Source organism: Streptomyces sp. NBC_00076 (assembly GCF_045041235.1).
Lineage (GTDB): Bacteria > Actinomycetota > Actinomycetes > Streptomycetales > Streptomycetaceae > Streptomyces.
In genome coordinates this window covers 9,943,424-9,966,939 of sequence record NZ_CP108242.1, presented here as the reverse complement: position 1 = coordinate 9,966,939, position 23,516 = coordinate 9,943,424, and the positions used below count along the sequence as shown (strand labels likewise).

Here is a 23,516-nt window from a genome sequence, read left to right as displayed (position 1 = left end):
ACGGGGAGCTCGGTCAGCCGTCGAGGCGTACGACCCGCACGGCGCCCGCCGGGAGGGACAGGCGGCCCGCCGCCCGTTCCCCGGTGAGCAGTTCGGTGCCGTCCGTGTCGAGCGGCACCTTGACGTCGGACGCGGTGTGGTTGATCGCGAACAGGTAGGTGCCCGACTCGCCGGTGCGAAGCACCACTTCCACGTCCCGGGGCAGGTCTGCGCGGGTGGCGACGCCCGCGTCCTCGACGGCCCAGCCGAGCAGCGCGTCGAGGCCGTAGGCGTCGAGACGGGTGGACACGTACCAGGCGGTGCCCTCCCCGAAGCGGTGCCGGGTGACGGCGGGGTGGCCGGCGGCCGGGCCGTCGGCGTACGTCCACACCGGCTCGGCGTCGCGCGGCACCACGAACTCGGTCCACACGTCACCGGTGAGCTCCGAGCCGTCGGGCCCGGCGACGCGCACCGACTGTCCCTGGAGCAGTGGCGAGAACTCTTCGATGGTCAGTCCGAGCACGTCCCGCAGCGGGCCGGGGTAGGCGCCCTCGTGGACGGCGTCGTGTTCGTCGACGATGCCGGAGAAGTACGAGACGACGAGGCTGCCGCCGTTCTCGACGTACTGCTTGACGTTGTTCCCGGCGGCCTCGGTCATGAGGTAGAGCGCGGGGACGACGACAAGGGGATAGGCCGACAAGTCGGCTTCCGGGTGGGCGAAGTCGACCGTGAGGTGACGGTCGTAGAGGGCCTCGTAGAAGGCGTCGGCGCGTTCGCGGGGGTCGTGGTCCGCGCTGGGGCGCCACTGGAGGTTCTGCGCCCACCAGGAGTGCCAGTCCCACAGGACGGCCACGCCGGCCTGGGTCCGGGTGCCGCGGATCGTGCTCAACGAGTCCAGGTGGGCGCCGAGTTCGACCACTTCGCGCCATACGCGGGTCTCGGTGCCGCCGTGCGGGACCATCGCCGAGTGGAACTTCTCGGCGCCGCGCCGCGACTGCCGCCACTGGAAGAACATCGCGCCCTCGGAGCCGCGGGCCACGTGCCCCAGGGAGTTGCGGGCCATCTGGCCGGGCGCCTTGGCCGGGTTGCGTGGCTGCCAATTGACGCCGGACGTGGAGTGTTCGAGGAGCAGCCAGGGGGCGCCGCCCGCGACCGAGCGGGTGAGGTCGGCGGCCATCGCGAGGTTCACGTGGGTGCGGCGGCCGTCGGTGATCAGGTAGTGGTCGTTGGTGACCAGGTCGACCTCGCGGCCCCAGGCCCAGTAGTCGACGGAGTCGCACTGGCTGAGCGCGGTCATGAAGTTGGTGGTGACCGGGATGCCGGGCGAGAGTCGGTGCAGGATGTCCCGTTCCGCCACGAAGTTCTCGCGCATGGTGGAGTCCGCGAACCGCTTGTAGTCCAGCGCCTGGCCCGGGTTGCCGACGGTGGGTGCAGTGCGCGGCGGGTCGATCTGTTCGAGGTCGGCGTAGCGCTGGCCCCAGAAGGCGGTGCCCCAGGCCTCGTTGACCCCGTCGACCGTGCCGTACGTCGTCTCCAGCCAGCGGCGGAAGTGGGCGGCGCAGGAGTCGCAGTAACAGGCCGAGACCGGCACGCCGTACTCGTTGTGCACGTGCCACAGCGCCAGAGCCGGGTGGCTCGCGTAGCGCTCGGCGAGCCGGGTGGTGATGTTCGCGGCGGCCGTGCGGTAGGCGGTGTTGCTGTGGCAGATGGCGCCCCGCGAGCCGAACGCGAGGCGGGTGCCGTCGGCCGTCACGGGCAGCGCCTCGGGATGGGCGCGGTAGAACCAGGCCGGGGGTACGACCGTGGGGGTGCCGAGGTCGACGCGGATGCCGTGCGCGTGCAGCAGGTCGAGCAGACGGTCCAGCCAGCCGAAGTCGTACGTGCCGGGCGCGGGCTCCAGGAGGGCCCAGGAGAAGATCCCGACGCTGACCATGGAGACACCGGCCTCCCGCATCAGCCGGACGTCCTCCTGCCAGACGCTCTCGGGCCACTGCTCCGGGTTGTAGTCCCCGCCGAAGGCGAGCCTGGTGAGGCCCCTGGGGGCGGTCTCCGGCATCAGTCTCTCCCGAATCAGATGGATGGGAACGTGCACACACGGCCTGGGCGGCACTCGGCCCAAGATAACCGTACCGTGGTGAGCTTTGCCAGGGGCCAGAATGCCAGGCATGCTGTGCACGATCACAGCGCACCGAGCTGCCGCCGGGTCATCGCACGGTTATCGGGGCCCGCCATCCGCGCACCGGAGCCGTAAAGTCGTGACCATGAACAATGCGGGGGGCCGGCGCAGACCGCCGACGATCCACGACGTGGCGCGGGAGGCCGGAGTCTCACGCGGCACCGTCTCACGCGTGCTGAACGGCGGGCACTATGTCAGCCCCGCCGCCCAGGAGGCTGTCAACGCCGCCATCCGCAAGACGGGTTACGTGGTCAACCGGCACGCCCGTTCGCTGATCACCGGCCGCTCCAACTCGATCGGCTTCCTGCTGACGGAGCCGCAGGAGCGCTTCTTCGAGGATCCCAACTTCAACGTCCTGTTGCGCGGCTGCACCCAGGCGCTGGCCGCGCACGACATCCCCCTGCTGCTGATGCTGGCCGGGACCGAGGACGAGCGGCGGCGCATCTCGCGGTACATCACCGCCGGGCACGTTGACGGGGTGCTACTGGTCTCCAGCCATTCCGGGGACCCGATCGCCGAGGAACTGCGTGAGGCGGGTGTCCCGCTTGTCGCGTGCGGCAAGCCGATCGGGCTCGGTTCCCGGGTGAGCTACGTGGCGGCGGACGACCGGGACGGCGCCCGGGACATGGTGCGTCATCTGCTCTCACTGGGCCGCCGCCGCGTCGGCGTGGTCACCGGACCCCTGGACACCCCTGGCGGAGTCGAGCGCCTCGCGGGCTACAAGGAGGTGCTCGGCGAGGCGGGCGTCGAGATCGACGAGCGGCTGATCGCCTCCGGCGACTACAGCCGGGCCAGCGGCGAGGCGGGCGCCGAGCTGCTGTTGGCCCGGGTCCCGGACCTGGACGCCGTCTTCGTCGCCTCCGACCTGATGGCCCAGGGTGTGCTGACGGCACTGGAGCGGTCGGGGCGGCGGGTGCCGCAGGACGTGGCGGTGGGCGGCTTCGACGACTCCCCGGCCGCGCTCACCTCCCGCCCGGAGCTGACCACCATCCGCCAGCCCTGGGACCGCATCAGCACGGAGATGGTCCGGGTGCTGCTGGCCCAGATGGGGGGCGAGGATCCGGCGGCGGTGATCCTGCCGACCGAGCTGGTGAAGCGGGAGTCGACTTAGCGGGGATCGGGGCCGGATCGCGGGCGCGGTCCTGAAGACCGGCCCGCGAGTGGCTGGCTCGGCGGTCCGGCCGCGCGGTCGCCCGGCGAGGGCGTACGGCAACCGGTCAGGATCGAAGAAGCGGACACCCGCTCCCCGGCCTAGCGTGAGACCACCGACATCATCCGTCGGGTCCACTCGGTACGGAGGAGTACGCCATGACCGCAGGGCTCAAGACGATCATCTACCCCGTGAAGGACCTCGCTGTGGCGAAGCCCCTGTTCGCAGCCCTGTTGGGGGTGGAACCGTACGCCGACGAGTCGTACTACGTCGGGTTCCGGGACGCCGGACAGGACGTCGGCCTCGACCCCAACGGGCACGCGCGGGGCATGACCGGTCCGGTCCCCTACTGGCACGTGACCGACCTCAGGGAGACCCTCGCGGCACTGCTGGCCGCCGGGGCGGAGCTGCTCCAGGACACCCAGGACGTCGGCGGCGGCAAGCTGATCGCCTCGGTGAAGGACGCCGACGGGAACCTCATCGGGCTGACGCAGGACCCGTCCGCCTGAGACCTCCGATGCGTGGGCATGCGCTCCCTACAGGTTCTTGGGACATGACAGTTCTTGGGCATGCAGGTTCTTGGGGCCTGCATGCCTTTTCTTGGAGCATTCCTTGCACATGCACTAGTTGCACGCTCAACAAATGGCCGATTTGGTGCTACCGTGCGGGTATGGCGGTGAAAACGGTCGGAGTCGATGTCGGAGTCGGAGTCGGCCTCGAGGAGCGGTGGCGGGACATCCTGTCCGTGCATGCCCGCACGATGTGCGAGATCGACCGCGTGCTGCACCCGCACGGGCTGGGCGCGAGCGACTTCGAGGTGCTCGACATGCTGGCCACCGAGTCGCCCGAGGAGGGCGACCAGTGCCGTGTCCAGAACCTCGTCGGGCGGGTGCATCTCAGCCAGAGCGCGCTGTCCCGGCTGATCGGCCGTCTGGAGAAGGACGGCCTGGTGGGACGCTCCGTCTGTGTGGAGGACCGGCGGGGCCTATGGGTGGCCCTGACCCGCCCGGGCCGAGACCTGCACGCACGGGTGCGGCCGCTGCAGCGGGACGTGCTGGCCCGGATGCTGGGCTAGGCCGCCGCACGTCGAACGGGCGGTACGCCTCTCGCGGCGCGGCGGCCGGCCCGTCCGGCCGGTCGGACCGCGGACCCGGGGCCCAGCCCGCCAGTCCGGGCTCGGCCGCCACGGCTCGCCTCAGCGCAGTAGTTCCCGTACCGCCTCGAACGCCGCGGCGCCCGTCGCCGGGTCCACGCCCGGCCGGGCCAGCGCGCTCATCGGGATGGGGGTGACCTGCGGCAGCCCGTCGTACGGGGTCAGACCGTCCGGCGCCGGTCCGAGCGCCGCGAGCAGGGCGACGCCTTGACCGGTGCGGGCGATGTCGAGGACGCCCGCGAGATACCCGGCGTCACCGACGACCGTGGCGGGCACGCCCTGCGCGGCCAGGGTCGCGATGGCCCGGCGGCGGATCGCACAGGGTTCCTCGATGGCGACCAGCGGGACCGGCACCGGTGCGGGCGGCGGCTGCCAGCCCGGGGCGGTGTGCCAGGTGAGCGGGAGGCCGCCGACGGGGGTGCCCCCGGTGGCGGCGGCCTCCGTGACGTACACCGCGACATCCACGCTGCCGCGCTCCACGGCCTCGACGAGCCGGGCGGAGCGGTCGATGCGGAAGCGGACCCGACAGCCGGGCCGCACCTCCTGGACGGCGGCGGTGAGGCGGGGCAGGAACTGGTCGGCGGCGTGCTCGGTGGACCCGATGGTGACGGTGTCGCCGTCCGGGTCGAGCAGGGTGCGTACGGCCTCGTCGTGCACGGCGAGGATCCGGCGGGCCTGTTCGAGCAGCAGGCGCCCCTCCGGCGTGAAGCGGGTGCCGCGGCCCTCGCGTTCGACGACGGGCCGGCCCAGGGCCTTCTCCAGTTTGCGGACGTGCTGACTGACCGCGGACTGGCTCAGGGACAGCGTCCGGGCGGCGCGGTGGAAGCCGCCGCAGTCGGCGACCGCGGTCAGGCTGCGCAGGGCCACGATGTCGAGGACGGGTGGGGGCATGCCGTGACAGTAGCCCGCCACACGGACCGATCACGATTCCTGATCGGTTTCGATGCGGAATCGTCGTTGGACGCGGCCCGTCGCGGCCGGTCATGATGGGTTCATGTTGCACGCGACCGCTTCCGCTGCCCTTCTGACGCAGCGCCGAGTCATCGACTTCGGCGTGGCGTGCAGCGCGCTCTGTCGCTGACCCTCCGCCGCACACCGGCGCTTTCCCGCGTTTCCGAGTCGCTCACGTTCTCTTTTAGCTGACACGTGACAGGCGCGCTCGGTCGCCCTCCCTTCCGTTCTCTCCGTACGGATGCCCCCTGCCCTGAAACGGGAGCTGCTTCCCCATGCCCTCATCCTTCTCCTGGGACGAACCCGAAGGTCTCGCCGCGCGCGGCACCCTGATCGTGCTGGCCGGCCGGGGTGAACACGGCGGTGTGTACGAGCGGTTCGGCCGCCGTCTCGCCTTCGACGCCTACCGTGTGCGTGCCCTCGGTGACCCGTCCGCCGATCCGTCCGTACTCGACGAGGCCGCCAAGCTGCTCGCCGACGAGTCGCTGCCCGGCCCCAAGGTGCTGGTGGGTTCGGACACCGGCGCCCGCTACGCCGCCCGACTGGCCGCCGACCCGGCCCCCGGCGTCGACGCGCTGGTCCTGGCCGGTCTGCCCACCACCCCCTGGACCTCCGGGAGTTGGGAGACCGAGGTCGAGGCCCGTACCGCCTGCCCCACCCACCGGTCCCGTCTCGCGGACGACCCCGAGTTCCGGCGCGGGGCCCTGGACGAGCACCCGGACCTGCCCGACCTGCGTCTCGACCTCGTGCGGGTTCCCGTACTCGCCCTGCACGGCCGGGACGACACGGTGAGCCCGCTCGCCCAGGCAGCGGACGCGTATGCCGCACACCCGGGCGTGCGGACGGTGACCTTCCACGGCGGCCGGCACGACGTCCTCAACGACGCGCTGCACCGCACGGTCGCCGCCACCCTGGTGCTCTTCCTGGAGCGGCTGCGCCTGTCCCCCGCTCTGCCCACGATCGCGGAGGGCCCGGCATGACCGTGACCACGACCGTCTCCGAACTCCGCGAGCTGCTCGCCTCCGACACTCCCCCGGTCGTCCTGGACGTCCGCTGGGCGTTGGGCGATCCGCACGGCCGCGACCACTTCGCCGAGGGACACATCCCGGGCGCGGTCTACGTCGACCTTGACACCGAACTGGCCGCGCCGCCGAGCCCGGAGGGCGGCCGGCATCCGCTGCCCGACCTCGCGGAACTCCAGGACGCGGCGCGCAGGTGGGGCATCCGGCAGGGCCAACGGGTCGTCGTCCACGACGACTTGGGCAACACCGCCGCCGCCCGTGCCTGGTGGCTGCTGCGGTACGCGGGCCACGCCCAGGTAACGCTCCTGGACGGGGCACTCGGCTCCTGGCGGTCCGCCGGGCTGCCGCTGGAGTCCGGGGTCCCTGCCGCTCCCCCGCCAGGCGATGTCGTGCTGCGTCCCGGCGGCCTGCCGGTGACCGATGCCGACGGGGCGGCCGAACTCGCCGCGTCCGGGCTGCTGTTGGACGCGCGGGCCGCCGAGCGGTACCGCGGCGAGGTGGAGCCGGTGGACCCGCGTGCGGGGCACATACCGGGCGCCGTGTCCGCCCCCACCGGCGAGAACCTCTCGGCGGACGGCACCTTCCTGCCGGTGGCGGAACTGCGGGAACGGTTCGAGGCGAAGGGGGCCCGCGAGGCGGGGCGCGTCGGCGTGTACTGCGGCTCCGGCGTCACCGCCGCCCATCAGATCGCCGCGCTGGAGATCGCCGGGTTCGACGCGGTGCTCTTCCCCGGCTCCTGGTCCGCCTGGTCCGCCGATCCCGACCGCCCGGCCGCGAAGGGAGACCGGCCATGACGACGAAATCCCTCGACCCGACCACGCTGCCGCAGCAGGCGGCGCCCCCGGACGAGACCGTACGGACCGGCCGCGTCACCATCCGCGGCACGGCCAGGACCGGTCGCCGCCTCGCCGTCCCCCGTTCGGTGCGGCGGTCCGTGGGCCCCGTGGGCCTCGTCCTGCTGTGGTGGCTGACCTCGGCCACCGGCGTTCTCCCGGAATCAGTGCTGGCCTCCCCGGTGGACGTGGTTCGCCAGGCCGTCGAGCTCACCCGGAGCGGTGAACTCCCCGACGCCATCGCCGCGTCGGGCCGCCGCGCGGCCATCGGCTTCCTGATCGGCGCGAGCGTCGCACTGGGTCTGTCGCTGCTGGCCGGGCTGTTCCGGCTCGGCGAGGACGTCATCGACTCCTCGATGGGCATGTTCCGGGCGATCCCCTGGGTGGGTCTGATCCCCCTGTTCATCGTCTGGTTCGGTATCGAGGAGACCCCGAAGATCGCACTGGTCGCCCTCGGCGTGACGTACCCGCTGTACTTCAACATCTACGGCGGCATCCGTTCCGCCGACGCCCAACTCGTCGAGGCGGCCCGGATGATGGGCCTGGGCAGGCTCGGGCTGGTCACGTACGTGATCCTGCCGAGCGCGCTGCCCGGGGCGCTCGTGGGGCTCCGGTACGCGCTGTCCACCGCCTGGCTGGCGCTGGTCTTCGCCGAGCAGATCAACGCGGACGCGGGGCTCGGCTATCTGATGAGCAACGCCCAGCAGTACTTCCGTACGGACGTCATCGTCCTGTGCCTCGTCGTGTACGCGCTGCTCGGACTCGCCTGCGACTTCGCCGTACGGATCCTTTCCCGCCGGCTGCTGACCTGGCGGGCCAACTTCGAGGGTGGGGCGTGAGCTTCATGGCCGACAGTGTGGAAATACGGGGGCTCTCGCGGGCCTTCGACGGCAACACCGTCCTGCACGACCTCGATCTCGACATCCCTGAGGGTGAGTTCGTGGCCCTGCTCGGACACAGCGGCTGCGGCAAGTCGACCCTGCTCCGCATCCTCGCCGGGCTCGACGACGAGATCGGCGGCGAGGTGACCGTGCCGGCCCGCCGCAGTGCCGCCTTCCAGTCGCCGCGGCTGCTGCCCTGGCTGAAGGTGTGGCGCAACGTCGTCCTGGGGCTGCCGGGCCGCCCCGACCGGGCACTCGCCGCGAAGGCGCTGGACGAGGTCGGTATCGGGGACCGCGCGGGTGTCTGGCCCAAGACCCTCTCCGGCGGTCAGGCCCAGCGTGTGTCCCTGGCCCGGGCTCTTGTCCGGGAGCCCGAACTGCTGCTGCTGGACGAGCCGTTCGGCGCCCTGGACGCCCTCACCCGGGGCAGGGTGCAGCAGCTGGTCGCGGAACTGTGGCAGCGGCACGGCTGCGCGATCCTCCTGGTCACCCATGACGTGGAGGAGGCACTGCTGCTCGCCGACCGTGTCCTGGTGATGGACGAGGGCCGCATCGCCCACGAACTCACCGTCGATCTGCCCCGCCCCCGCGATCTCACCGCCCCCGAGTTCGTCACCCTGCGCGCCCGCCTCCTGAACTGGCTCGGCGTGACCCGCACATTGGAAGGAACCCCCTCGTGATACGCCGACTCGCAGCAGCCTCGGTGAGCCTCGCCGCCCTGCTCTCGCTCACCGCCTGCGGCGCCGACTCCTCGGCCGAGGCCGGCGGAAAGGGCCCGGTCACGCTGACCATCGGGGACCAGGCCAAGACCCTGCAGACCATCGTCGCCGCGTCCGGTGCGCTCAAGGGCGCCGACTACAAGGTGAAGTGGGCCGAGTTCGAGGGCGCCGCCCCGCTCTTCCAGGCCGTCCAGGCGGGCGCCGCCGACACCACCTACTCCGCGGACCTGCCGGCGCTGCAGGCACTCAGCGGCGGCGTGAGGTTCAAGAACGTGGCCGCGCTGAAGAACGACGGCCGGCATGTGGGGATCGTCGTTCCCAAGGGATCCGGCATCGACAGCGTGAAGGACCTCAAGGGCCAGAAGGTCGTGGTGTCCTCCGCGAAGGGCAGCATCTCCGAGTACCTGCTGGCCAACGCGCTGAAGCAGAACGGCCTCAGCTACTCGGACGTCAAGGTCCAGTACCTGCTGCCGACCGACGCGCAGGCCGCGTTCGCCTCCGGGAAGATCAAGGCCTGGGCGACCTTCGGTGTCTACCAGGCCGTCGGCCTGGGACAGGGCGGCAAGCTGCTCGTCGACGGTGCCGACGGCCGGGTCAGCGGCTACGGCTTCGTCGGCGCCTCCGACGAAGCCCTGGCCGACTCGGGGAAGAAGGTCGCGCTCACCGACTTCCTCAAGCGTCTCGGTACGGCCCTGCAATGGACGAGCACCCACCAGGACGCCTATGCGAAGGCCATCGAGCAGCGCAACGGCGCCGACCCCACCGTGGCGAAGACGCTGGCATCCGCGGCGTACAGCAAGGTCCTGCCCCTCTCCCCGGACGTCAACAGGACGGTTCAGGGCGTGGCCGACCTCATGAACGGGATCGGGGTGCTGGAGCCCAACGTCGACGTGGCGGATTCGGCCGACACCTCGCTTCTCAAGTAGTCGATCTCAGCAAGGAGTTGCTCATGCCTGTCGAGTTCATCAGCGCCGTCCACACGGACGCGGGGGCATCCGGGCCGGCCGCCGCGAGCCGCACCGGGTTCGACCGCGACCATCTGCGCAAGTACGCCCGCACACTGGACGACGGCGGCTTCGACCACACCCTGGTCGCCTACCACTCGGCGTCCCCGGACGCCTTCCAGGTCGCCCAGTTCGTCGCCACCCACACCGAGCGGATCCGCCCGATCCTGGCGCACCGGCCCGGCGTCATCTTCCCCACGCACGCGGCCCGTGCCCTCGCCACCCTGGATCAGATCAGCGACGGCCGTCTGACCGTGCACATCATCTCCGGCGGCAGTGACGAGGAGCAGCACCGGGAGGGCGACTACCTCAACAAGGCCGAACGGTATGAGCGTTCGGACGAATACATCCAGATCCTGAGGAACGTGTGGGAGGCCGACGGGCCGGTCTCGCACGAGGGCAAGCACTTCAGGTTCGAGGGCTACTACTCGGACGTGAAGCCGGTGAACGGGCTGGTGCCGATCTCGGTGGGCGGCTCGTCCCAGGACGCGTACCGGGTCGGCGGGCAGCAGGGCGACATCTTCGGGCTGTGGGGCGAGCCGCTCAAGGAGACGGCCGAGCAGATCGCGAAGGTGAACGCCGTCGCGGACGCCGCCGGGCGCCCTCGCCCCCGTATCTGGGTGTCGTTCCGCCCGATCATCGCGCCCACCGACGAACTGGCCTGGGAGAAGGCGCACCGCACCCTGGGCGTGCTCAAGGACCAGGCCCGCAACACGGAGTTGCTGCGCCACTACCGCACCACCGGCCGTCCGGCCAACGTGGGTTCGCAGCGGCTGCTCGACATCGCCGACCGCGGCGAGGTGCACGACCGCTGCCTGTGGACCGCCCCGGCGGTCGCGACCAACGCCGCCGGCGCCTCCACCGCCCTGGTCGGCTCCCCCGAGACGGTGGCGAAGGCGCTGCTCGACTACGTCGACATCGGCTGCGACCTGCTGTCGATCCGCGGCTACGACCCGCTCAACGACGCGATCGACTACGCCCGTCACGTCCTGCCGCTCGTCCGCCAGGAACTCGCCCACCGCGCCACCACGACCCACGCCGCCTGATGGAGCTCCCGTGTTGTTCCGCCGCACCCTGCGCACGTCCGCCGCCGCCCTCGTCCTGCTCCTGCCCTTCGCGGCCGCCTGCGGGAACGAGGCGCAGGCCGGATCCTCGTCCTCCGTCACCCTCAGAGTCGGCGCCACCGGCTGGAAGGTCGAGGAGGCCGTTCTGAAGTACGCCCACCTCGACAACACCCCGTACCAGGTCAGGTGGAGCCAGTTCCAGGGCGGTGACCAGCAGCTCCAGGCGATCCGGGCGGGTGCCTTGGACCTCGCCTCCTCCAGCGAGATCCCGCCCGTCCTCGCCGCCGCCGACGGGAAACCCGGCTTCGAGGTCGTCGCCGTGCAGCGCGGCGCGACCCTCAACCAGGAGGTCGTCGTCCCCAAGGACTCCAAGGTGACCGACATCGCCGGCCTGAAGGGCAAGAAGGTCGGCTACGTCCAGAACACCACCGCCCACTACTTCCTGTACGAGCTGCTCAAGCGGGCGGGTCTCGACTGGTCCGACATCGACGCCAAGCCCCTGCTGCCCAACGACGGGCTGGCCGCCCTCAACGGCGGCGGCATCGACGCCTTCGCCTCCTACGGCACGTCGATCATCACCGCCCACCAGCAGGGCGCCCGCACGGTCGGCTCGGGCAAGGACATCCTGTCCGGCAACTTCCTCTGGTCGGCGCGGGACAGTGTGCTCGAGAGCCCGGCGCAGAAGGCCGCGGCCGCTGATCTGATCGCGCGGATCACCAAGGCGTACGCCTATGTCCGCGACGGGCACGAGGACGGTTTCGCGAAGGTCACCGCCGACGCCACCCACCAGCCCCTGGCCCAAGCGAGGAAGGACCTCGTCGACGCCCAGGCCCAGCGCCCCACGCAGGCCCGGACCGTCGGTGACGACGCCGTCGCCTCGCAGCAGAAGGTCGCCGACGCCTTCACCGAACTCGGCTCCCTGAAGGGGCACTTGGACGTCAAGTCCTTCTGGACCACCGCACTCGACGCCGACCTGAGGAAGGCCCTGTGACCGAGCGCATCGCCGAACTGGCCGCTTCCTACGACCAGTCGGCGGCCTTCCCCGCCGAGTCCCTGCGCTGCGCCCACGAGGCCGGGCTGCTCACCGCGACCATCGGCGAGTCGTACGGAGGACCGGGTGCGGGGGTCGAGGAGACCGCGCGCATCCTGCACCGGCTGGGGCAGGCGGATCCCTCCGTCGCCCTGATCGCGGCGATGACGCTCACGAATCACGCCCGGCAGGCCGCACAGCCGCACTGGCCCGAGGAGCTGTACGCGCGGGTGGTCAAGGAGTCGTTCGCGCGTCCCGTGCTGGTCAACCACGCGCGTGTGGAGCCCGACCTCGGTTCCCCCGCGCGCGGCGGACTGCCCGTCACCCGGGCGCGGCGCACGCCCGACGGCTGGGCGGTCAGCGGCACCAAGCGGTTCGTGACGGGTGCCGAGGGGCTGGACTGGTTCCTGGTGTGGGCAAGCACCGACGAGCCGGAGCCGCGCGTGGGCACCTTCGTGGTGCCCGGGCACTCTCCCGGTATCGAAATCACCGGTCGCTGGGACCAGTTGGGGCTGCGGGCCAGCGGCAGCCACGACGTGACGTTCCACGAGGTGGAGGTCCCGTACGAGCATGTCATCGGGATCGGCCCGCACGGACCGGCCGCCGAACAGGACAACCGGGCGGGTGCCGCCCTCCATCTCCCGCTCGCAGCCCTCTACTTGGGTGTCGCCCGGGCCGCGCAGGCGTTCTTCCGCACCTTCGCCCAAACGCGGGTGCCCGCCAACCTCGGCCACCCGGTGGCCCGCACGGAACGCTTCCGGCGCACGGCCGGGGAGATCGAGGTGCTGCTCACGGCCGCCGAGCAGCTGGTGTTCGACGGCGCCGGGAGACTCGACGCGGGCGACTCCGCGTACACGCCCGAACAGGCCCTCGGCGCGCGCGTCCTGGCCGACCGGCACGGCGTCCGGGCCGTGGAGCTGGCGGTACGGCTGCTCGGCAACCCGGGGCTGGCCCGGGGCAACCCGCTGGAGCGGCACTTCCGGGACATCCAGTGCGCGCCCGTGCACGCGCCCCAGGAGGACATCTCCCTGCTCGCCATCGGAACGAAGGCACTGAACCCGTGACCGCAGCACCCGAAACGACCACGTCCGCCCAACTCCTCGGGCTGCTCGCCCGCGACCTGCCGCCCGACCGGCTGACCACCGCGCCCGGCGTGCTCACCGCGCACGCCACGGACCGTTCCGGCACCCGGGCGGCCGGGGAACCGCTGGCCTTGGTGCGCGCCCGGCGGACCGAGGACGTGACGGTCACCCTGCGGCACGCGAACGCGCTGCGCGTGCCGGTGGTGCCACGCGGCGCGGGTACCGGTCTGTCGGGCGGGGCGACCGCGCACGACGGCTGCCTGGTCCTGGACCTGTCCGGGATGAACCGCATCCTCGAACTGTCGGCCGACGACCAGCTCGCCGTCGTCGAGCCCGGGGTGATCACCGCCGAGCTGGACCGGGCGGCGGGCGCGCACGGTCTGCGGTACGCGCCGGATCCGGCGAGCGCCGCCCTGTCCACCATCGGCGGGAACATCGCGACGAACGCGGGCGGTCTCAGGTGCGCGAAGTACGGGGTGACCCGGGACAGCGTGCTGGGGCTGGAGGCGGTCCTCGCCGACGGGACGGTCGTGCGCACGGGCCGCCGCACGGTCAAGGGCGTCACGGGATACGACCTGACCTCGCTGCTCACCGGGTCGGAGGGCACCCTCGCGGTGATCACCTCGGCGACGCTGCGGCTGCGGCCGATCCCGGTGGCGACGGCCACGCTCGCCGCGTACTTCCCCTCCTTCGAGGCGGCCGCGGAGGCGTCGTACGCGATCACCCGGGCCGGGGTCGAGCCGGCGCTGGCGGAGCTCGTCGACGGACCCGTGTTGGAGTCGGTCGACCCGGCGCTGCGGGAGCGGGGCGCGGCGCTGCTGGTGGTGCAGTGCGACGGTGCGGGCGCGGCGGCCGAGGCGGCGGCGGTCGCACGGCTGCTCGCGCCCCTGGCCACCATGGTGGAGACGACGGAGGACCCCGCCGAGGCGGAGGCCCTGCTGGCCGCCCGCCGTCTGGCCCTGCCCGCGCTGGAGCGGCTGGGCCGCCCGCTCATCGAGGACATCGCGGTCCCGCGCTCCCGCCTGGCGGAAGCGGTGCGCGAGATCCGGGCGGTCTCCGCACGGCACGACGTGCCCGTGTACACCCTCGCGCACGCGGCGGACGGCAACCTGCACCCGATCATCGTGGTGGATCCGTCCCTGGACCGGCTGCCGGAGGCCGCGTGGGAGGCGGCCGGTGAGATCTTCGCGCTGGCCCTGCGACTCGGTGGCACCCTGACGGGTGAGCACGGGGTGGGCCTGCTCAAGCGGCAGTGGGTCGCCGAGGAGCTCGGCCCCGCCGCTCATGCCCTGCAGCGCAGGCTCAAGGAGGTGTTCGACCCGAGGAGCGTCCTCAATCCGGGCAAGAGCCTGTGAGGGACCCGGCGAGGGACACAGGTCCTGTCGTCGCGTCCCTCGCCGGGCCCGGCCGCTCGTCAGTGGTGGCCGGGCCCGATCCGGTCGTTCCTACCTGGCCAGCAGGGTGCGCACGCCCTCCGAGGTGAGGGTCAGCGGGTGCGCGGAGCTCGCGTCGATGGTCAGGGACAGTTCGTCGGCCGGCCACTGCGCGGCGAGCGCGCCCAGCGGGACCAGTCGGTAGCGGGAGACGTACGGGAGGAGCTCGGCCATCTCCGGTTCGGAGGTGAAAACGGGCACCACCGGAGCCCCGTCGCGCTGCTCGAGGACGGGCAGTGCGACCGTGCTGGGGTCGCTGACCTCGTCCTGGCCGGCGTCGTCGGGCACGGGCACGAGCACCTCACTGCTCGCGAGCGTGGCCAGCGCCGCCGTGTCCTCGGTGTTCTCGGCCAGCGCGTCCAGCGCCCGCCGGGCCGGTGTGACGGTGTTGTCGTTCGCGGGTGTGTCCATGGCTGATCCCTAGATAGCGGCGGTCTTGCGGCCCGCCCGGCGCAAAGATCGGCCGGGCGCGGTTCTGGTCGCGTACCCGACGGTTGCCATAGCAATCCTCCGAGGACCCGGGGTTCACACCGGTTTCACGGACCAGGCGCAGGTCAGGCGCGGTCGAGCCGGTTCAGGATCAGCGGGAAGTGGTCGGAGGGCAGCTCCGGGCGGTCGCACCAGCATCAGAGCGGACCCGGCGCACGGACCGGCCCGAGCTGGGGTTTAGCATATGAGCGCCACCTAGCTCGAAAGAGATACTCGTGACTGTCAAGGACGACTCGTTCACCAACTGGAAGACCCGCGAGGAGATCGCGGAGTCGATGATCCCCCTCATCGGGAGGCTGCACCGTGAGCGGGACGTGACCGTCCTGCTGCACAGCCGCTCCCTGGTGAACAAGTCGGTGGTGAGCATCCTCAAGACCCACCGCTTCGCCCGCCAGATAGCCGGCGAGGAACTGTCGGTCACCGAGACTCTGCCGTTCCTCCAGACGCTCACCGCCCTCGATCTCGGCCCGTCCCAGATCGACATCGGCATGCTCGCCGCGACGTATCGGACCGACGACCGCGGCCTTTCCGTGGCTGAGTTCACCGCTGAGGCGGTCGCCGGTGCCACCGGCGCCGACCGGGTCGAGCGCCGTGAGCCGCGCGACGTCGTCCTCTACGGTTTCGGCCGCATCGGCCGCCTCGTCGCCCGCCTGCTCATCGAGAAGACCGGTTCCGGCAACGGTCTGCGGCTGCGCGCCATCGTGGTGCGCGGCAACGGCGGCCGGGCGGCCGATGACCTGGTCAAGCGGGCCTCGCTGCTGCGCCGCGACTCCATCCACGGCCAGTTCCAGGGCACGATCACCGTCGACGAGGCGAAGAGCACCATCGTCGCCAACGGCAACGAGATCAGGGTGATCTACGCCGACGACCCGGCTCAGGTCGACTACACGGCGTACGGCATCAAGGACGCCATCCTCATCGACAACACCGGCAAGTGGCGGGACCGTGAGGGCCTGTCGGAGCACCTGCGTCCCGGCGTCGACAAGGTCGTGCTGACCGCGCCGGGCAAGGGCGACGTCCCGAACATCGTGCACGGCGTCAACCACGACACCATCAAGCCGGACGACCGGATCCTGTCCTGCGCGTCCTGCACCACCAACGCGATCGTGCCGCCGCTGAAGGCGATGGCGGACGAGTACGGCGTCCTGCGGGGACACGTGGAGACCGTGCACTCGTTCACCAACGACCAGAACCTGCTGGACAACTACCACAAGGCCGACCGCCGGGGCCGCTCCGCGCCGCTCAACATGGTCATCACCGAGACGGGTGCCGCCTCCGCCGTCGCCAAGGCGCTGCCCGAGCTCAAGGCGCCGATCACCGGCAGTTCGATCCGGGTCCCGGTGCCGGACGTCTCCATCGCGATCCTCAGCCTGCGACTCGGCCGCGAGACCACCCGCGAGGAGGTCCTCGACCACCTCCGCGAGGTCTCGCTGACCTCGCCGCTCAAGCGTCAGATCGACTTCACCACCGCCCCCGACGCGGTCTCCAGCGACTTCATCGGCTCCCGCCACGCCTCGATCGTGGACGCCGGAGCGACCAAGGTCGACGGCGACAACGCGATCCTCTACCTCTGGTACGACAACGAGTTCGGCTACTCCTGCCAGGTCATCCGCGTCGTCCAGCACGTCTCCGGCGTGGAGTACCCCACGTACCCCGCCCCGGCCCCGGTGCCGGCGGTGTAGGACCCGCGGATCAGTTGCCGGCTGTCGGCGCTGTGGACGGACGCGGCATGCGGATGTGGCAGCCGGTACGACGTCAGCCCGCCTCCTCGCCGGCGAGAACAGCCGGTCGGGTACGGCGAGCCATCACACCGGCGGCCGCCGCGGTGGCGGCCAAGAGCACGGCGGCCGCGCCGAGCGCGTGTCCGGCGGCGGTGCGGGGGCCGTCGGTCGTGTCGAGGTAGGCCCCCCCGATGAGGGCGATACCGAGGGTTCCGCCGAGTTGTTGGACGGCGTTGAGCAGTCCCGCCGCAGAGCCGGTCTCCTGCGGCCCGACGGCCCCCAGCGCTGTGGTGAAGAACGGTGGCGTGAACAGCCCGGTCCCCAGCCCCGCCAGCGCGAGGGCGAACGGGAGAGCCGTCGGGTAGGTGTCGGGGGCGGCGGCGCGGTAGGCGAAGGCGGCTGCGGCCAGTCCGCCGGCGAGGGTGGCGATGCCGGCGTGCATGACGCGGCCGCCGAACCGGGGGACGAGACGGCTTCCGGCGGCCCACGAGGCGACGGCCAGTCCCGTGGACCAGGGCAGCAGGGTGAGGCCGGCGGTGAGCGGCCCCTCGTGGAGCCCGAGTTCGAGGTGGAGGACGACGGTGATCATGACGCCGTTCATGACGGCGAAGAACAGCGTGGACGTGGCCAGTGCGGCGGGGAAGGTGCGGCCGCGCAGCAGGGCGGGTTCGATCAGTGGGGCTTTGCCGCGGCGGGCGGTGCGGCGCTGCTGGGCGACGAACACCGTCAGGACGGCGGCGCCGGCCGCGGCGGTCGCCCACGCGGCGGGCCCGGGGTGGCCGATGGCGAGCGGGCACACCAGCAGGGCGGTGCCGAGCGTGGCCAGTGCGGTGCCGGCCGGGTCGAGGCGGGGGCGGACGGGGGCGCGGTCCTCGCGCAGGCAGGGTGTGGCGGCCAGGACGGCGGCGGCGAGCGGGAGGTTGACGAGGAAGACGGCGTGCCAGGAGGTGCCGAGCAGGTCGGCGTGGGTGAGGATGCCGCCGAGCGCGGGGCCGGCGACGGCGGACAGCCCCATGACGGGGCCGATCATGCCGAGAGCCTTGGAAAGTTCGGGGCCTGTGAACATGGGGCGGATCAGCCCGAATGTCTGCGGGATGATCGCGGCTGCGGCGGCCCCTTGCACAGCGCGCAGGGTGATGAGGACGACGGCGGTGGGAGCGAGCGCGCACGCCAGGGAGGTCACGGCGAACGCGATGACCCCTGCGCGGAAGACGCGCCTGCGGCCGTGGATGTCGCCGAGGCGGCCGCCGGTGAGCAGGCCGAGGGCAAAGGCAAGGGTGTAGGAGGCGCTGAACCAGGGGACGGTGGCGTCCGCTCCGCCAAGGTCGGTGTGAATAACAGGGGCGGCGACCTGGACGATTGTGGCGTCGAGGAGGTTCATGGCCTCGGCGCCAAGGAGCGCGGCGAGTGCGATCCAGCGCCATCGGTACGGCGCGTCGGCGTCGGCGGTGCGCGCTATGGCGGGCTCGGTGGCGGTAGCGGGTGCACTGGTGGTTCGGGACATGCGTTCTCCCCAGAGATGCGGATCGCGGCGGGCCGCCGCCGACACCACCGTGCCCACCCACCCTGATCAGGTTCCATTTCTCCGCATCCGACAGGTGATTACTTCCATTGAGATCGGCTAATTTGCTCGATATGCTCGTGCTGGATGATGTGGACCGGGGCCTGATCCATGCCCTGCAGGTGAACGCGCGGGCGCCGTTCACGCTCATCGCCGAGGTGCTCGGCTCCTCGACGCAAACCGTCGTCCGGCGCTACCGACGCCTGTACGCGCAGGCAGGGCTGCGAGTGGTAACGCTGCCGACGCCGCGCAGCGCGGGCGTACACCAGTGGTTCGTGCGGCTGACGGCCGCGACGCGCAGCGCGCACGACATCGCCGTGGCGCTCGCGCGCCGTCCGGACACCTCGTGGGTACGGCTGGCATCCGGCGGCACGGAGATCGTGGCGATCATCCACACACCGCGGTCCGGTCCGGACGCGCACGCGCTGCTGCTGCGCGACATCCCGCGCACCGCCGGGATCACCTCCGTCTCCGCGCACTACCTGCTGCACACCTACCTCGGCGGGCCGACCGCGTGGCGGGGGCGGGTGAACGTCCTGGACGAGGACCAACAGGCCCGGGTGCACGCCGAACGGGACGCAGCCGGCACGGGAGGGCGCACCGCTGCACTCGATGAGGAGCCGTACCTGTTGACCGACGCGGACCGGGTGTTGCTGGGCGCATTGCGCGAGGACGCGCGGGTCAGCTACGCGGATCTGGCGGCGGCGACCGGCACGACGGCGTCGACGGCGGCCCGCAGGCTTGCCGAACTGCGGGCGCGGGGCGCGTTGTTCTTCGACGTGGACGTGGACCCTGCGCTGGTGGGCGTCACGGTGTCGGCGCTGTTGTGGATGCGAATCTCGCCGGCTCACCTGGACACGGTGGCGGTCGCGCTGGCGGGCCACGAGGAACTGGCGGTGGTCGCGGCGACAACCGGCCCGACGAACCTGGTCGCCCACGCGCTGTGCCGGGACGCGGAGGCACTCCACACGTACCTGACGCGGCGCCTGACGATGGAGGCGATAACGCACATCGAAACGGCCCCAGTGCTGCGCACGTACAAGGCTGCAGCGACCCTGCGGACGCCCTGACCTGCGCCCCGGCTCCGGTGGGGCCCTCATGCCCGACTACAACAACGACACCGCCGCCAGGTCACCACCAGCCATCAGCAGTCAAGGAAGACCGCTCTCAATTACGTCCTGACGGTGTTGACCGACAGGTTCAGCTCGGCGCAGTCTCGAGGTTGATGACCGACCGCCATGAGACGGAAGGACGTCGTACTCGCGAGCGGTCACCGAAGGGACGGAGGGCGCGGTGTGGGCGACGCGGTATTTCCCGACAGCCTTCACCACGCCGGTCCCAGCCCGCCGCCAGTGCCGCAACCCTGGCCCCGACGAACAGACCACAGCCCCGGCTTTCGTCGCTGAACCAGCAGACCACCGTGCGCGCCACAGGCCCGCCATCAGGTGTCGTCACCCTGACCACGACCAGCCACCGCCGCTTACGGCCGGCTTCAGCGTGGCGTTCCGTACCCGTGGATCCCCGGGATGGCGAGTTTTCCGCCTGTCTGTCCGGCCTGGTCAATGTCGGCGTCGTCCAGGCCGAGTTGGAGCTTGAGGTCGAGCTTCCCGACTGCGTCGTAGAGCCACTCCGGAATGGTGTCCGGGGTGAGGCGCAGGCGGAGTACGGGTGGTGCGGGAAGGTTTTCGATGCTGGAGAGGGTGCCTGTCAGGCTTTCCACGTACATGGTGATGTCGTCGCCCCGGATGGTGGAGGTGGAACCGGGCGCTCCGTCGATGTGCTGGATCTGTGGGCCGACGGGTACCGCCATCTTCAGGTCGCGGATCGTGACCGCCGCCGCGGTGAACTTGAGCGCCCGCTTGGGCCCCGCGGCTGTGTCCACGGTCACCACGCCGCCGAAGACCAGGTCATGCAGTTCGAGGCGACTCCCCTTCATGTTCCATGCCTCGGCGGAGAATCGGCCGGCCTCATGGTCGTCGGGGGCCTTGAGGTCACTGATGTCGCAGGTGCGGGCGGTTCCTTGGGGCGACTCCGTTCGGGGCGACGGCTCGGCGGTCCGGTGGCTGGGAGCAGGTGATACCGGCGTGGTGGACAGCCGAGGCACGGGCAGTGCTCCGGACTCCGGCCTCGAAGTGGCCGAGCCTGGTGAAGGGCTCGCGTGGAGTGAGGGGTTCGCGTCGGGTGACGGGCTTTGCTGCTCGGTGTGGGCGCGGAAGAGGGGGCCGAGGATGTCCGCAAGGCTCGTTGTCGCGGAGGTTGCGCTGGGCGTGGGGGTGGGAGTGGCGGTCGGTGTTGGGGTCGGGCCAGCTTCCTCGTCGTGGGTGTGCGACGGCGGCTTGGGGGGCTCCCCGCTTGGGTGAGCGCTGGACGCGTGGGGATCAGCGGACCGGGTGGGGTTTGCGGGAGCGTTCGTCGCAGAGGCTGAGGTGTCGTCGGGACGGGCGCAGTCGACACCGCGGGTTCCAGGCGTGCCTGCCCCCTCTTCGGCAACGGAGAGCGCCGCGGTGGCGCTCGTGTCCGCGGATTCGGGCAGGCGTTGACTTCCCAGGATGAGGGCGGTCGGCAGCGCGGTCAGCGCGAGAGCCCTGCCGACCGGCAGACGCAGACGTGTCAGCGCGGACGTACGGGGGATGGCGTGCCGGCCCCTCGGTGGTCGAGCGGATCGGGGGGCCGCGGCCTCGCCGCGGGTGTCGGGCGACTGGTCACGCACTCCCCTGTCCTCCCGCCCGGCTGACGGCGGCTGACGGCCCCTCGGCGCCGTCGGGTATGTCCTCCGGGTCCCCGTCCACCGGGCCCCCGTCCACCGGGCCCCACGCCAGAGCCAGGAGCCCGCCCGTGGCCGCGAGCAGTGTGCCGACCAAGAATCCGCCGAAGTTGGAGATGGGAAGCGACAGCACGCCGAGGAACACCGCGACGCAGCCGGCGAAGAACCTGATGATCGGCTGGAACCAGAGGAGTCCGCCAAGGACGATCAGAGTCAGGCCGATGACCAGGGACCCGGCCCCCGCGGTGGTGGACATCGCCACGGACAAGGCGCCCAGGGAGAGGTTGAAGTACGGGAAGTAGATGATGGGCGCAGCGGCAAGAAGCACCAGCAGACCCGCCCAGAAGGGACGGGTGCGCCGCCAGGCCCGGAAGTCCCGGCGAGCACGGATGAAGCCGCTGTCACTGTGGGGGTGCGCGGGTGCACCTGCACTGGTCATGTGGCAGCTCCCAAGTCGTGAGTGGGTGAGGGTGTCCGCGAGGACGGTGGAGCACTGCCACCCCCTGGGCAGTCGCCGGCCGCTTCCGCGCACGGGAGACCAGAGGGCGGGAGCGGTCAGAAGCAGTCGTGACGGCCGGCCGCGATGTTCATGTGCAGGCCCGCCAGTTCGAACGTTCCCGCAGTCGTGGCCCAGACCTTCTGGTGGGCATCGATGATCTCGACCGCGTCCGCCTGCTGGGCGTAGCCGTCAGGATCGACGTGGTCCTTCGGGTTGACCTGCCCCTTGGTCATGGAACCGGTGGCGACACCGATGTCGACGTTCTTGAAGGTGCCGGACTTGGCCTGCAGATCGGTCATGTCGATGTACAGGTCCTTGGCCTTGACCGGCGTACCCGATCCCCCGGCTTGGAGCGACATCGTGTAGGTCCCGAGCACGGGAATGTCCACCGGGACGGACTGACACATGTCGGTGACCGTCGCGTTCTTGATGGACGAGACGGAGACGGGCACGCGCTTGCCGTTCTTGGCGACGTCCACCGTGGCGTAGTTGCCGAATCCGGTGCCGCTCAACTTGCCCGCCGAGACCTGGAAGGCGGAACCGGAGATGCTGAACGAAGCGGCCAGCGCGCCCTGGGCCATGGAAACAGCGACAGCCGCCGTGGCGGCCACCGTCGGCACCGCACCGACGGCGAATCGCTTCCAGTGGGTCTTGCCGATTCGCTGGGACATGGACGGTCCTCCGTTGTCGAGGCGTACGAGACGACCGGACCCAGAACTGACTGGCCCGGCACGGGGCGGGTGAAGAACTACGGCTGGGTGTGGCCGTGGCGGTGCAGGCGGCTTCCGCGAGCGCATGTCGTCCACGCGCACAGAGGAAGTGGCACACCGAAGAAGCACTCGATAGCGTTACTACCGAGTACCCGATAGTTGCACTATCGGCGCCGTCGAGGCAACCCCGGGTAACGCGATACTGGTGGGACAGTTGAGCGTGAGGGAGCGCATGAGGATTTCAGAGCTCAGTCGCCGGTCCGGGGTACCGGTGGCGACCATCAAGTACTACCGCCGGGAAGGGCTGCTCCCTGAGGGCCGCGCGCTGAACCCGACCACGGTCGAGTACGGCGAGGAGCACATTCAGCGGCTTCGTCTGATCCGTTCTCTCATCCAACTCGGCGGGCTGTCCGTCGCCCGCACCCGTGACGTGCTCGACGCCGTCGACCGTCCACTGGACGCGTTCGAGACCCTGGGCGTCGTCCACCACGCGCTGCCCGTGCCGTCCGCGGAGACGAACGGGAAGAACGGCGCGGACAACGAAGGCGGTCCCGGAGCGGAGAGCGCCGCCGACGAGGCGGTACCAGGAGGAGCAGCTGCGAGGGTCGAGGCTCTCATCGAGAACATGGGCTGGCAGATCTCCGACGCGTCGCCTCACCGCCCGGCACTGGCCGAAAGTCTCGCGGCGCTGAGCCGCCTCGGCACCGACTACACAGCCGACGCCCTCGTCCCCTACGCCCGGCTCGCCACCTCCACCGCGGACTTGGACTTCGCGCAGTTCGACGGGATCGAGGACCGCATCGCCCTCGCCGAGCGGGCGGTGGTCCTCACCGTGCTGTTCGAGCCGGTCGTCAGGCTTCTACGGCGGCTGGCCCAGGAGGACGCGAACCATCGTCGCCATGATCGCCGTGCGTGCGGGCAGGGTGAGCATCCGGCGGAGTGAGTCCCGGCAGTGCACCGCCGGCAACTCCGCTCGCGACGGCAGCGAGGGCCGAAGCGGGCTCGGGGAAGGGACTTCGGCCTCTTGGGGGTTCAGCCCGCGGCGACGGGGACCGGCACACCACCCATCCCGGCCGCCGGAGCCACGGGCGCCCCTTCTACCTGCGGTAGCACGAGCGGCACGCACATCAGCAGACTTCTTCGAGCAGCTCGCCGCCGCCTCCGGTCTCCCGCCCGTCCGGCCTCCCGCCCGTCCGGCCGCACGAGCTCCGGCACGAGGCGGCCACCTTCAGGGCCGTTGAACAGGGGCCGTGGGCTGCCTGCCGGTGCGGAAAGCCCCTGAAGGAGTCCGGGCC

Annotated in this window: 22 protein-coding genes; 15 read left to right on the top strand and 7 right to left on the bottom strand. The window is 71.3% G+C overall.

Annotation, left to right across the window (positions count from 1 at the left end; translation table 11 throughout):
- Window positions 1–13 precede the first annotated feature (13 nt).
- Complete coding sequence (locus tag OHA64_RS44465) at window positions 14–2,035, bottom strand: beta-galactosidase (RefSeq protein ID WP_405622911.1); 2,022 nt, start codon at window positions 2,033–2,035, stop codon at window positions 14–16.
- Between the two features lie 199 nt (window positions 2,036–2,234).
- Between OHA64_RS44465 and OHA64_RS44460 the strand changes: the two genes are divergently transcribed.
- From OHA64_RS44460 to OHA64_RS44450, 3 genes are all read left to right on the top strand, one after another.
- Entirely contained in the window at window positions 2,235–3,266 is a 1,032-nt protein-coding gene (locus OHA64_RS44460; protein ID WP_405622910.1) for a LacI family DNA-binding transcriptional regulator, read from the top strand.
- 197 nt (window positions 3,267–3,463) lie between these two features.
- Window positions 3,464–3,814: a VOC family protein gene (locus tag OHA64_RS44455; RefSeq protein WP_405622908.1), complete on the top strand. Its 351-nt coding sequence runs from the start codon at window positions 3,464–3,466 to the stop codon at window positions 3,812–3,814.
- 161 nt (window positions 3,815–3,975) lie between these two features.
- On the top strand, window positions 3,976–4,380 hold the full coding sequence (locus tag OHA64_RS44450; protein WP_405622907.1) for a MarR family winged helix-turn-helix transcriptional regulator: 405 nt from the start codon (window positions 3,976–3,978) through the stop codon (window positions 4,378–4,380).
- Between the two features lie 120 nt (window positions 4,381–4,500).
- Here OHA64_RS44450 and OHA64_RS44445 read toward each other — a convergent pair whose 3' ends face one another.
- Entirely contained in the window at window positions 4,501–5,349 is an 849-nt protein-coding gene (locus OHA64_RS44445; protein WP_405622906.1) for a LysR family transcriptional regulator, read from the bottom strand.
- Between the two features lie 335 nt (window positions 5,350–5,684).
- Between OHA64_RS44445 and OHA64_RS44440 the strand changes: the two genes are divergently transcribed.
- The 9 genes from OHA64_RS44440 to OHA64_RS44400 are packed head-to-tail and all read left to right on the top strand — an operon-like array spanning window position 5,685 to window position 14,399.
- Window positions 5,685–6,389 (top strand): alpha/beta hydrolase, encoded by a 705-nt coding sequence (locus OHA64_RS44440; protein ID WP_405622905.1) that lies wholly within the window; start codon window positions 5,685–5,687, stop codon window positions 6,387–6,389.
- On the top strand, window positions 6,386–7,225 hold the full coding sequence (locus OHA64_RS44435) for a sulfurtransferase (protein WP_405622904.1): 840 nt from the start codon (window positions 6,386–6,388) through the stop codon (window positions 7,223–7,225). The genes OHA64_RS44440 and OHA64_RS44435 overlap by 4 nt, the downstream gene beginning before the upstream one ends.
- Entirely contained in the window at window positions 7,222–8,103 is an 882-nt protein-coding gene (locus OHA64_RS44430) for an ABC transporter permease (RefSeq protein ID WP_405622903.1), read from the top strand. The genes OHA64_RS44435 and OHA64_RS44430 overlap by 4 nt, the downstream gene beginning before the upstream one ends.
- A gap of 5 nt (window positions 8,104–8,108) precedes the next feature.
- On the top strand, window positions 8,109–8,825 hold the full coding sequence (locus tag OHA64_RS44425; RefSeq protein WP_405622902.1) for an ABC transporter ATP-binding protein: 717 nt from the start codon (window positions 8,109–8,111) through the stop codon (window positions 8,823–8,825).
- The gene (locus OHA64_RS44420; protein WP_405622901.1) at window positions 8,822–9,790 is read left to right on the top strand and encodes an ABC transporter substrate-binding protein; all 969 of its coding nucleotides are present in this window, start codon (window positions 8,822–8,824) and stop codon (window positions 9,788–9,790) included. Before OHA64_RS44425 ends, OHA64_RS44420 begins: the two co-directional genes overlap by 4 nt.
- Before the next feature lie 23 nt (window positions 9,791–9,813).
- Window positions 9,814–10,914 carry an LLM class flavin-dependent oxidoreductase gene (locus OHA64_RS44415; protein WP_405622900.1) on the top strand — a complete coding sequence of 367 codons (1,101 nt, stop codon included), beginning with the start codon at window positions 9,814–9,816 and terminating at the stop codon, window positions 10,912–10,914.
- 10 nt (window positions 10,915–10,924) lie between these two features.
- Window positions 10,925–11,923, top strand: a complete 999-nt coding sequence (locus OHA64_RS44410) for an ABC transporter substrate-binding protein (RefSeq protein ID WP_405622899.1) — start codon at window positions 10,925–10,927, stop codon at window positions 11,921–11,923.
- Window positions 11,920–13,026, top strand: coding sequence for an acyl-CoA dehydrogenase family protein (locus OHA64_RS44405; protein ID WP_405622898.1), 1,107 nt, complete (start codon window positions 11,920–11,922; stop codon window positions 13,024–13,026). The genes OHA64_RS44410 and OHA64_RS44405 overlap by 4 nt, the downstream gene beginning before the upstream one ends.
- A complete protein-coding gene (locus tag OHA64_RS44400) occupies window positions 13,023–14,399 on the top strand; it encodes an FAD-binding oxidoreductase (RefSeq protein ID WP_405622897.1) in 1,377 nt (458 codons plus the stop codon). Before OHA64_RS44405 ends, OHA64_RS44400 begins: the two co-directional genes overlap by 4 nt.
- Window positions 14,400–14,489: 90 nt before the next feature.
- Here OHA64_RS44400 and OHA64_RS44395 read toward each other — a convergent pair whose 3' ends face one another.
- Window positions 14,490–14,888, bottom strand: coding sequence for an SseB family protein (locus tag OHA64_RS44395; protein WP_405622896.1), 399 nt, complete (start codon window positions 14,886–14,888; stop codon window positions 14,490–14,492).
- 293 nt (window positions 14,889–15,181) lie between these two features.
- On the opposite strand from OHA64_RS44395, the gene OHA64_RS44390 reads away from it, so the two are divergent.
- Window positions 15,182–16,648 carry a glyceraldehyde-3-phosphate dehydrogenase gene (locus OHA64_RS44390; protein ID WP_405622895.1) on the top strand — a complete coding sequence of 489 codons (1,467 nt, stop codon included), beginning with the start codon at window positions 15,182–15,184 and terminating at the stop codon, window positions 16,646–16,648.
- Between the two features lie 73 nt (window positions 16,649–16,721).
- On the opposite strand, the gene OHA64_RS44385 is transcribed toward OHA64_RS44390, so the two are convergent.
- Window positions 16,722–18,191: an MFS transporter gene (locus OHA64_RS44385; protein ID WP_405622894.1), complete on the bottom strand. Its 1,470-nt coding sequence runs from the start codon at window positions 18,189–18,191 to the stop codon at window positions 16,722–16,724.
- Window positions 18,192–18,322: 131 nt separating this feature from the next.
- On the opposite strand from OHA64_RS44385, the gene OHA64_RS44380 reads away from it, so the two are divergent.
- Window positions 18,323–19,318: an Lrp/AsnC family transcriptional regulator gene (locus OHA64_RS44380; protein ID WP_405622893.1), complete on the top strand. Its 996-nt coding sequence runs from the start codon at window positions 18,323–18,325 to the stop codon at window positions 19,316–19,318.
- A gap of 422 nt (window positions 19,319–19,740) precedes the next feature.
- Here OHA64_RS44380 and OHA64_RS44375 read toward each other — a convergent pair whose 3' ends face one another.
- From OHA64_RS44375 to OHA64_RS44365, 3 genes are all read right to left on the bottom strand, one after another.
- On the bottom strand, window positions 19,741–20,352 hold the full coding sequence (locus OHA64_RS44375; protein WP_405622892.1) for a hypothetical protein: 612 nt from the start codon (window positions 20,350–20,352) through the stop codon (window positions 19,741–19,743).
- 598 nt (window positions 20,353–20,950) lie between these two features.
- On the bottom strand, window positions 20,951–21,451 hold the full coding sequence (locus OHA64_RS44370; RefSeq protein WP_405622891.1) for a DUF6114 domain-containing protein: 501 nt from the start codon (window positions 21,449–21,451) through the stop codon (window positions 20,951–20,953).
- Between the two features lie 116 nt (window positions 21,452–21,567).
- Entirely contained in the window at window positions 21,568–22,182 is a 615-nt protein-coding gene (locus tag OHA64_RS44365; protein ID WP_405622890.1) for a DUF6230 family protein, read from the bottom strand.
- A 271-nt stretch (window positions 22,183–22,453) separates the two neighbouring features.
- Here OHA64_RS44365 and OHA64_RS44360 point away from each other — a divergent pair, with 271 nt between their 5' ends.
- Entirely contained in the window at window positions 22,454–23,164 is a 711-nt protein-coding gene (locus OHA64_RS44360; RefSeq protein ID WP_405622889.1) for a MerR family transcriptional regulator, read from the top strand.
- Window positions 23,165–23,516: the final 352 nt, after the last annotated feature.

What these genes read in the sequence shown, in the direction of transcription:
- OHA64_RS44465 (WP_405622911.1), bottom strand. Translation starts at nt 2,035, where the DNA reads ATGCCGGAGACCGCCCCCAGGGGCCTCACCAGGCTCGCCTTCGGCGGG.
- OHA64_RS44370 (WP_405622891.1), bottom strand. Translation starts at nt 21,451, where the DNA reads ATGACCAGTGCAGGTGCACCCGCGCACCCCCACAGTGACAGCGGCTTC.
- OHA64_RS44450 (WP_405622907.1), top strand. Translation starts at nt 3,976, where the DNA reads ATGGCGGTGAAAACGGTCGGAGTCGATGTCGGAGTCGGAGTCGGCCTC.
- OHA64_RS44380 (WP_405622893.1), top strand. Translation starts at nt 18,323, where the DNA reads ATGCTCGTGCTGGATGATGTGGACCGGGGCCTGATCCATGCCCTGCAG.
- OHA64_RS44455 (WP_405622908.1), top strand. Translation starts at nt 3,464, where the DNA reads ATGACCGCAGGGCTCAAGACGATCATCTACCCCGTGAAGGACCTCGCT.
- OHA64_RS44365 (WP_405622890.1), bottom strand. Translation starts at nt 22,182, where the DNA reads ATGTCCCAGCGAATCGGCAAGACCCACTGGAAGCGATTCGCCGTCGGT.
- OHA64_RS44445 (WP_405622906.1), bottom strand. Translation starts at nt 5,349, where the DNA reads ATGCCCCCACCCGTCCTCGACATCGTGGCCCTGCGCAGCCTGACCGCG.
- OHA64_RS44430 (WP_405622903.1), top strand. Translation starts at nt 7,222, where the DNA reads ATGACGACGAAATCCCTCGACCCGACCACGCTGCCGCAGCAGGCGGCG.
- OHA64_RS44360 (WP_405622889.1), top strand. Translation starts at nt 22,454, where the DNA reads ATGAGGATTTCAGAGCTCAGTCGCCGGTCCGGGGTACCGGTGGCGACC.
- OHA64_RS44415 (WP_405622900.1), top strand. Translation starts at nt 9,814, where the DNA reads ATGCCTGTCGAGTTCATCAGCGCCGTCCACACGGACGCGGGGGCATCC.
- OHA64_RS44395 (WP_405622896.1), bottom strand. Translation starts at nt 14,888, where the DNA reads ATGGACACACCCGCGAACGACAACACCGTCACACCGGCCCGGCGGGCG.
- OHA64_RS44425 (WP_405622902.1), top strand. Translation starts at nt 8,109, where the DNA reads ATGGCCGACAGTGTGGAAATACGGGGGCTCTCGCGGGCCTTCGACGGC.
- OHA64_RS44440 (WP_405622905.1), top strand. Translation starts at nt 5,685, where the DNA reads ATGCCCTCATCCTTCTCCTGGGACGAACCCGAAGGTCTCGCCGCGCGC.
- OHA64_RS44385 (WP_405622894.1), bottom strand. Translation starts at nt 18,191, where the DNA reads ATGTCCCGAACCACCAGTGCACCCGCTACCGCCACCGAGCCCGCCATA.
- OHA64_RS44435 (WP_405622904.1), top strand. Translation starts at nt 6,386, where the DNA reads ATGACCGTGACCACGACCGTCTCCGAACTCCGCGAGCTGCTCGCCTCC.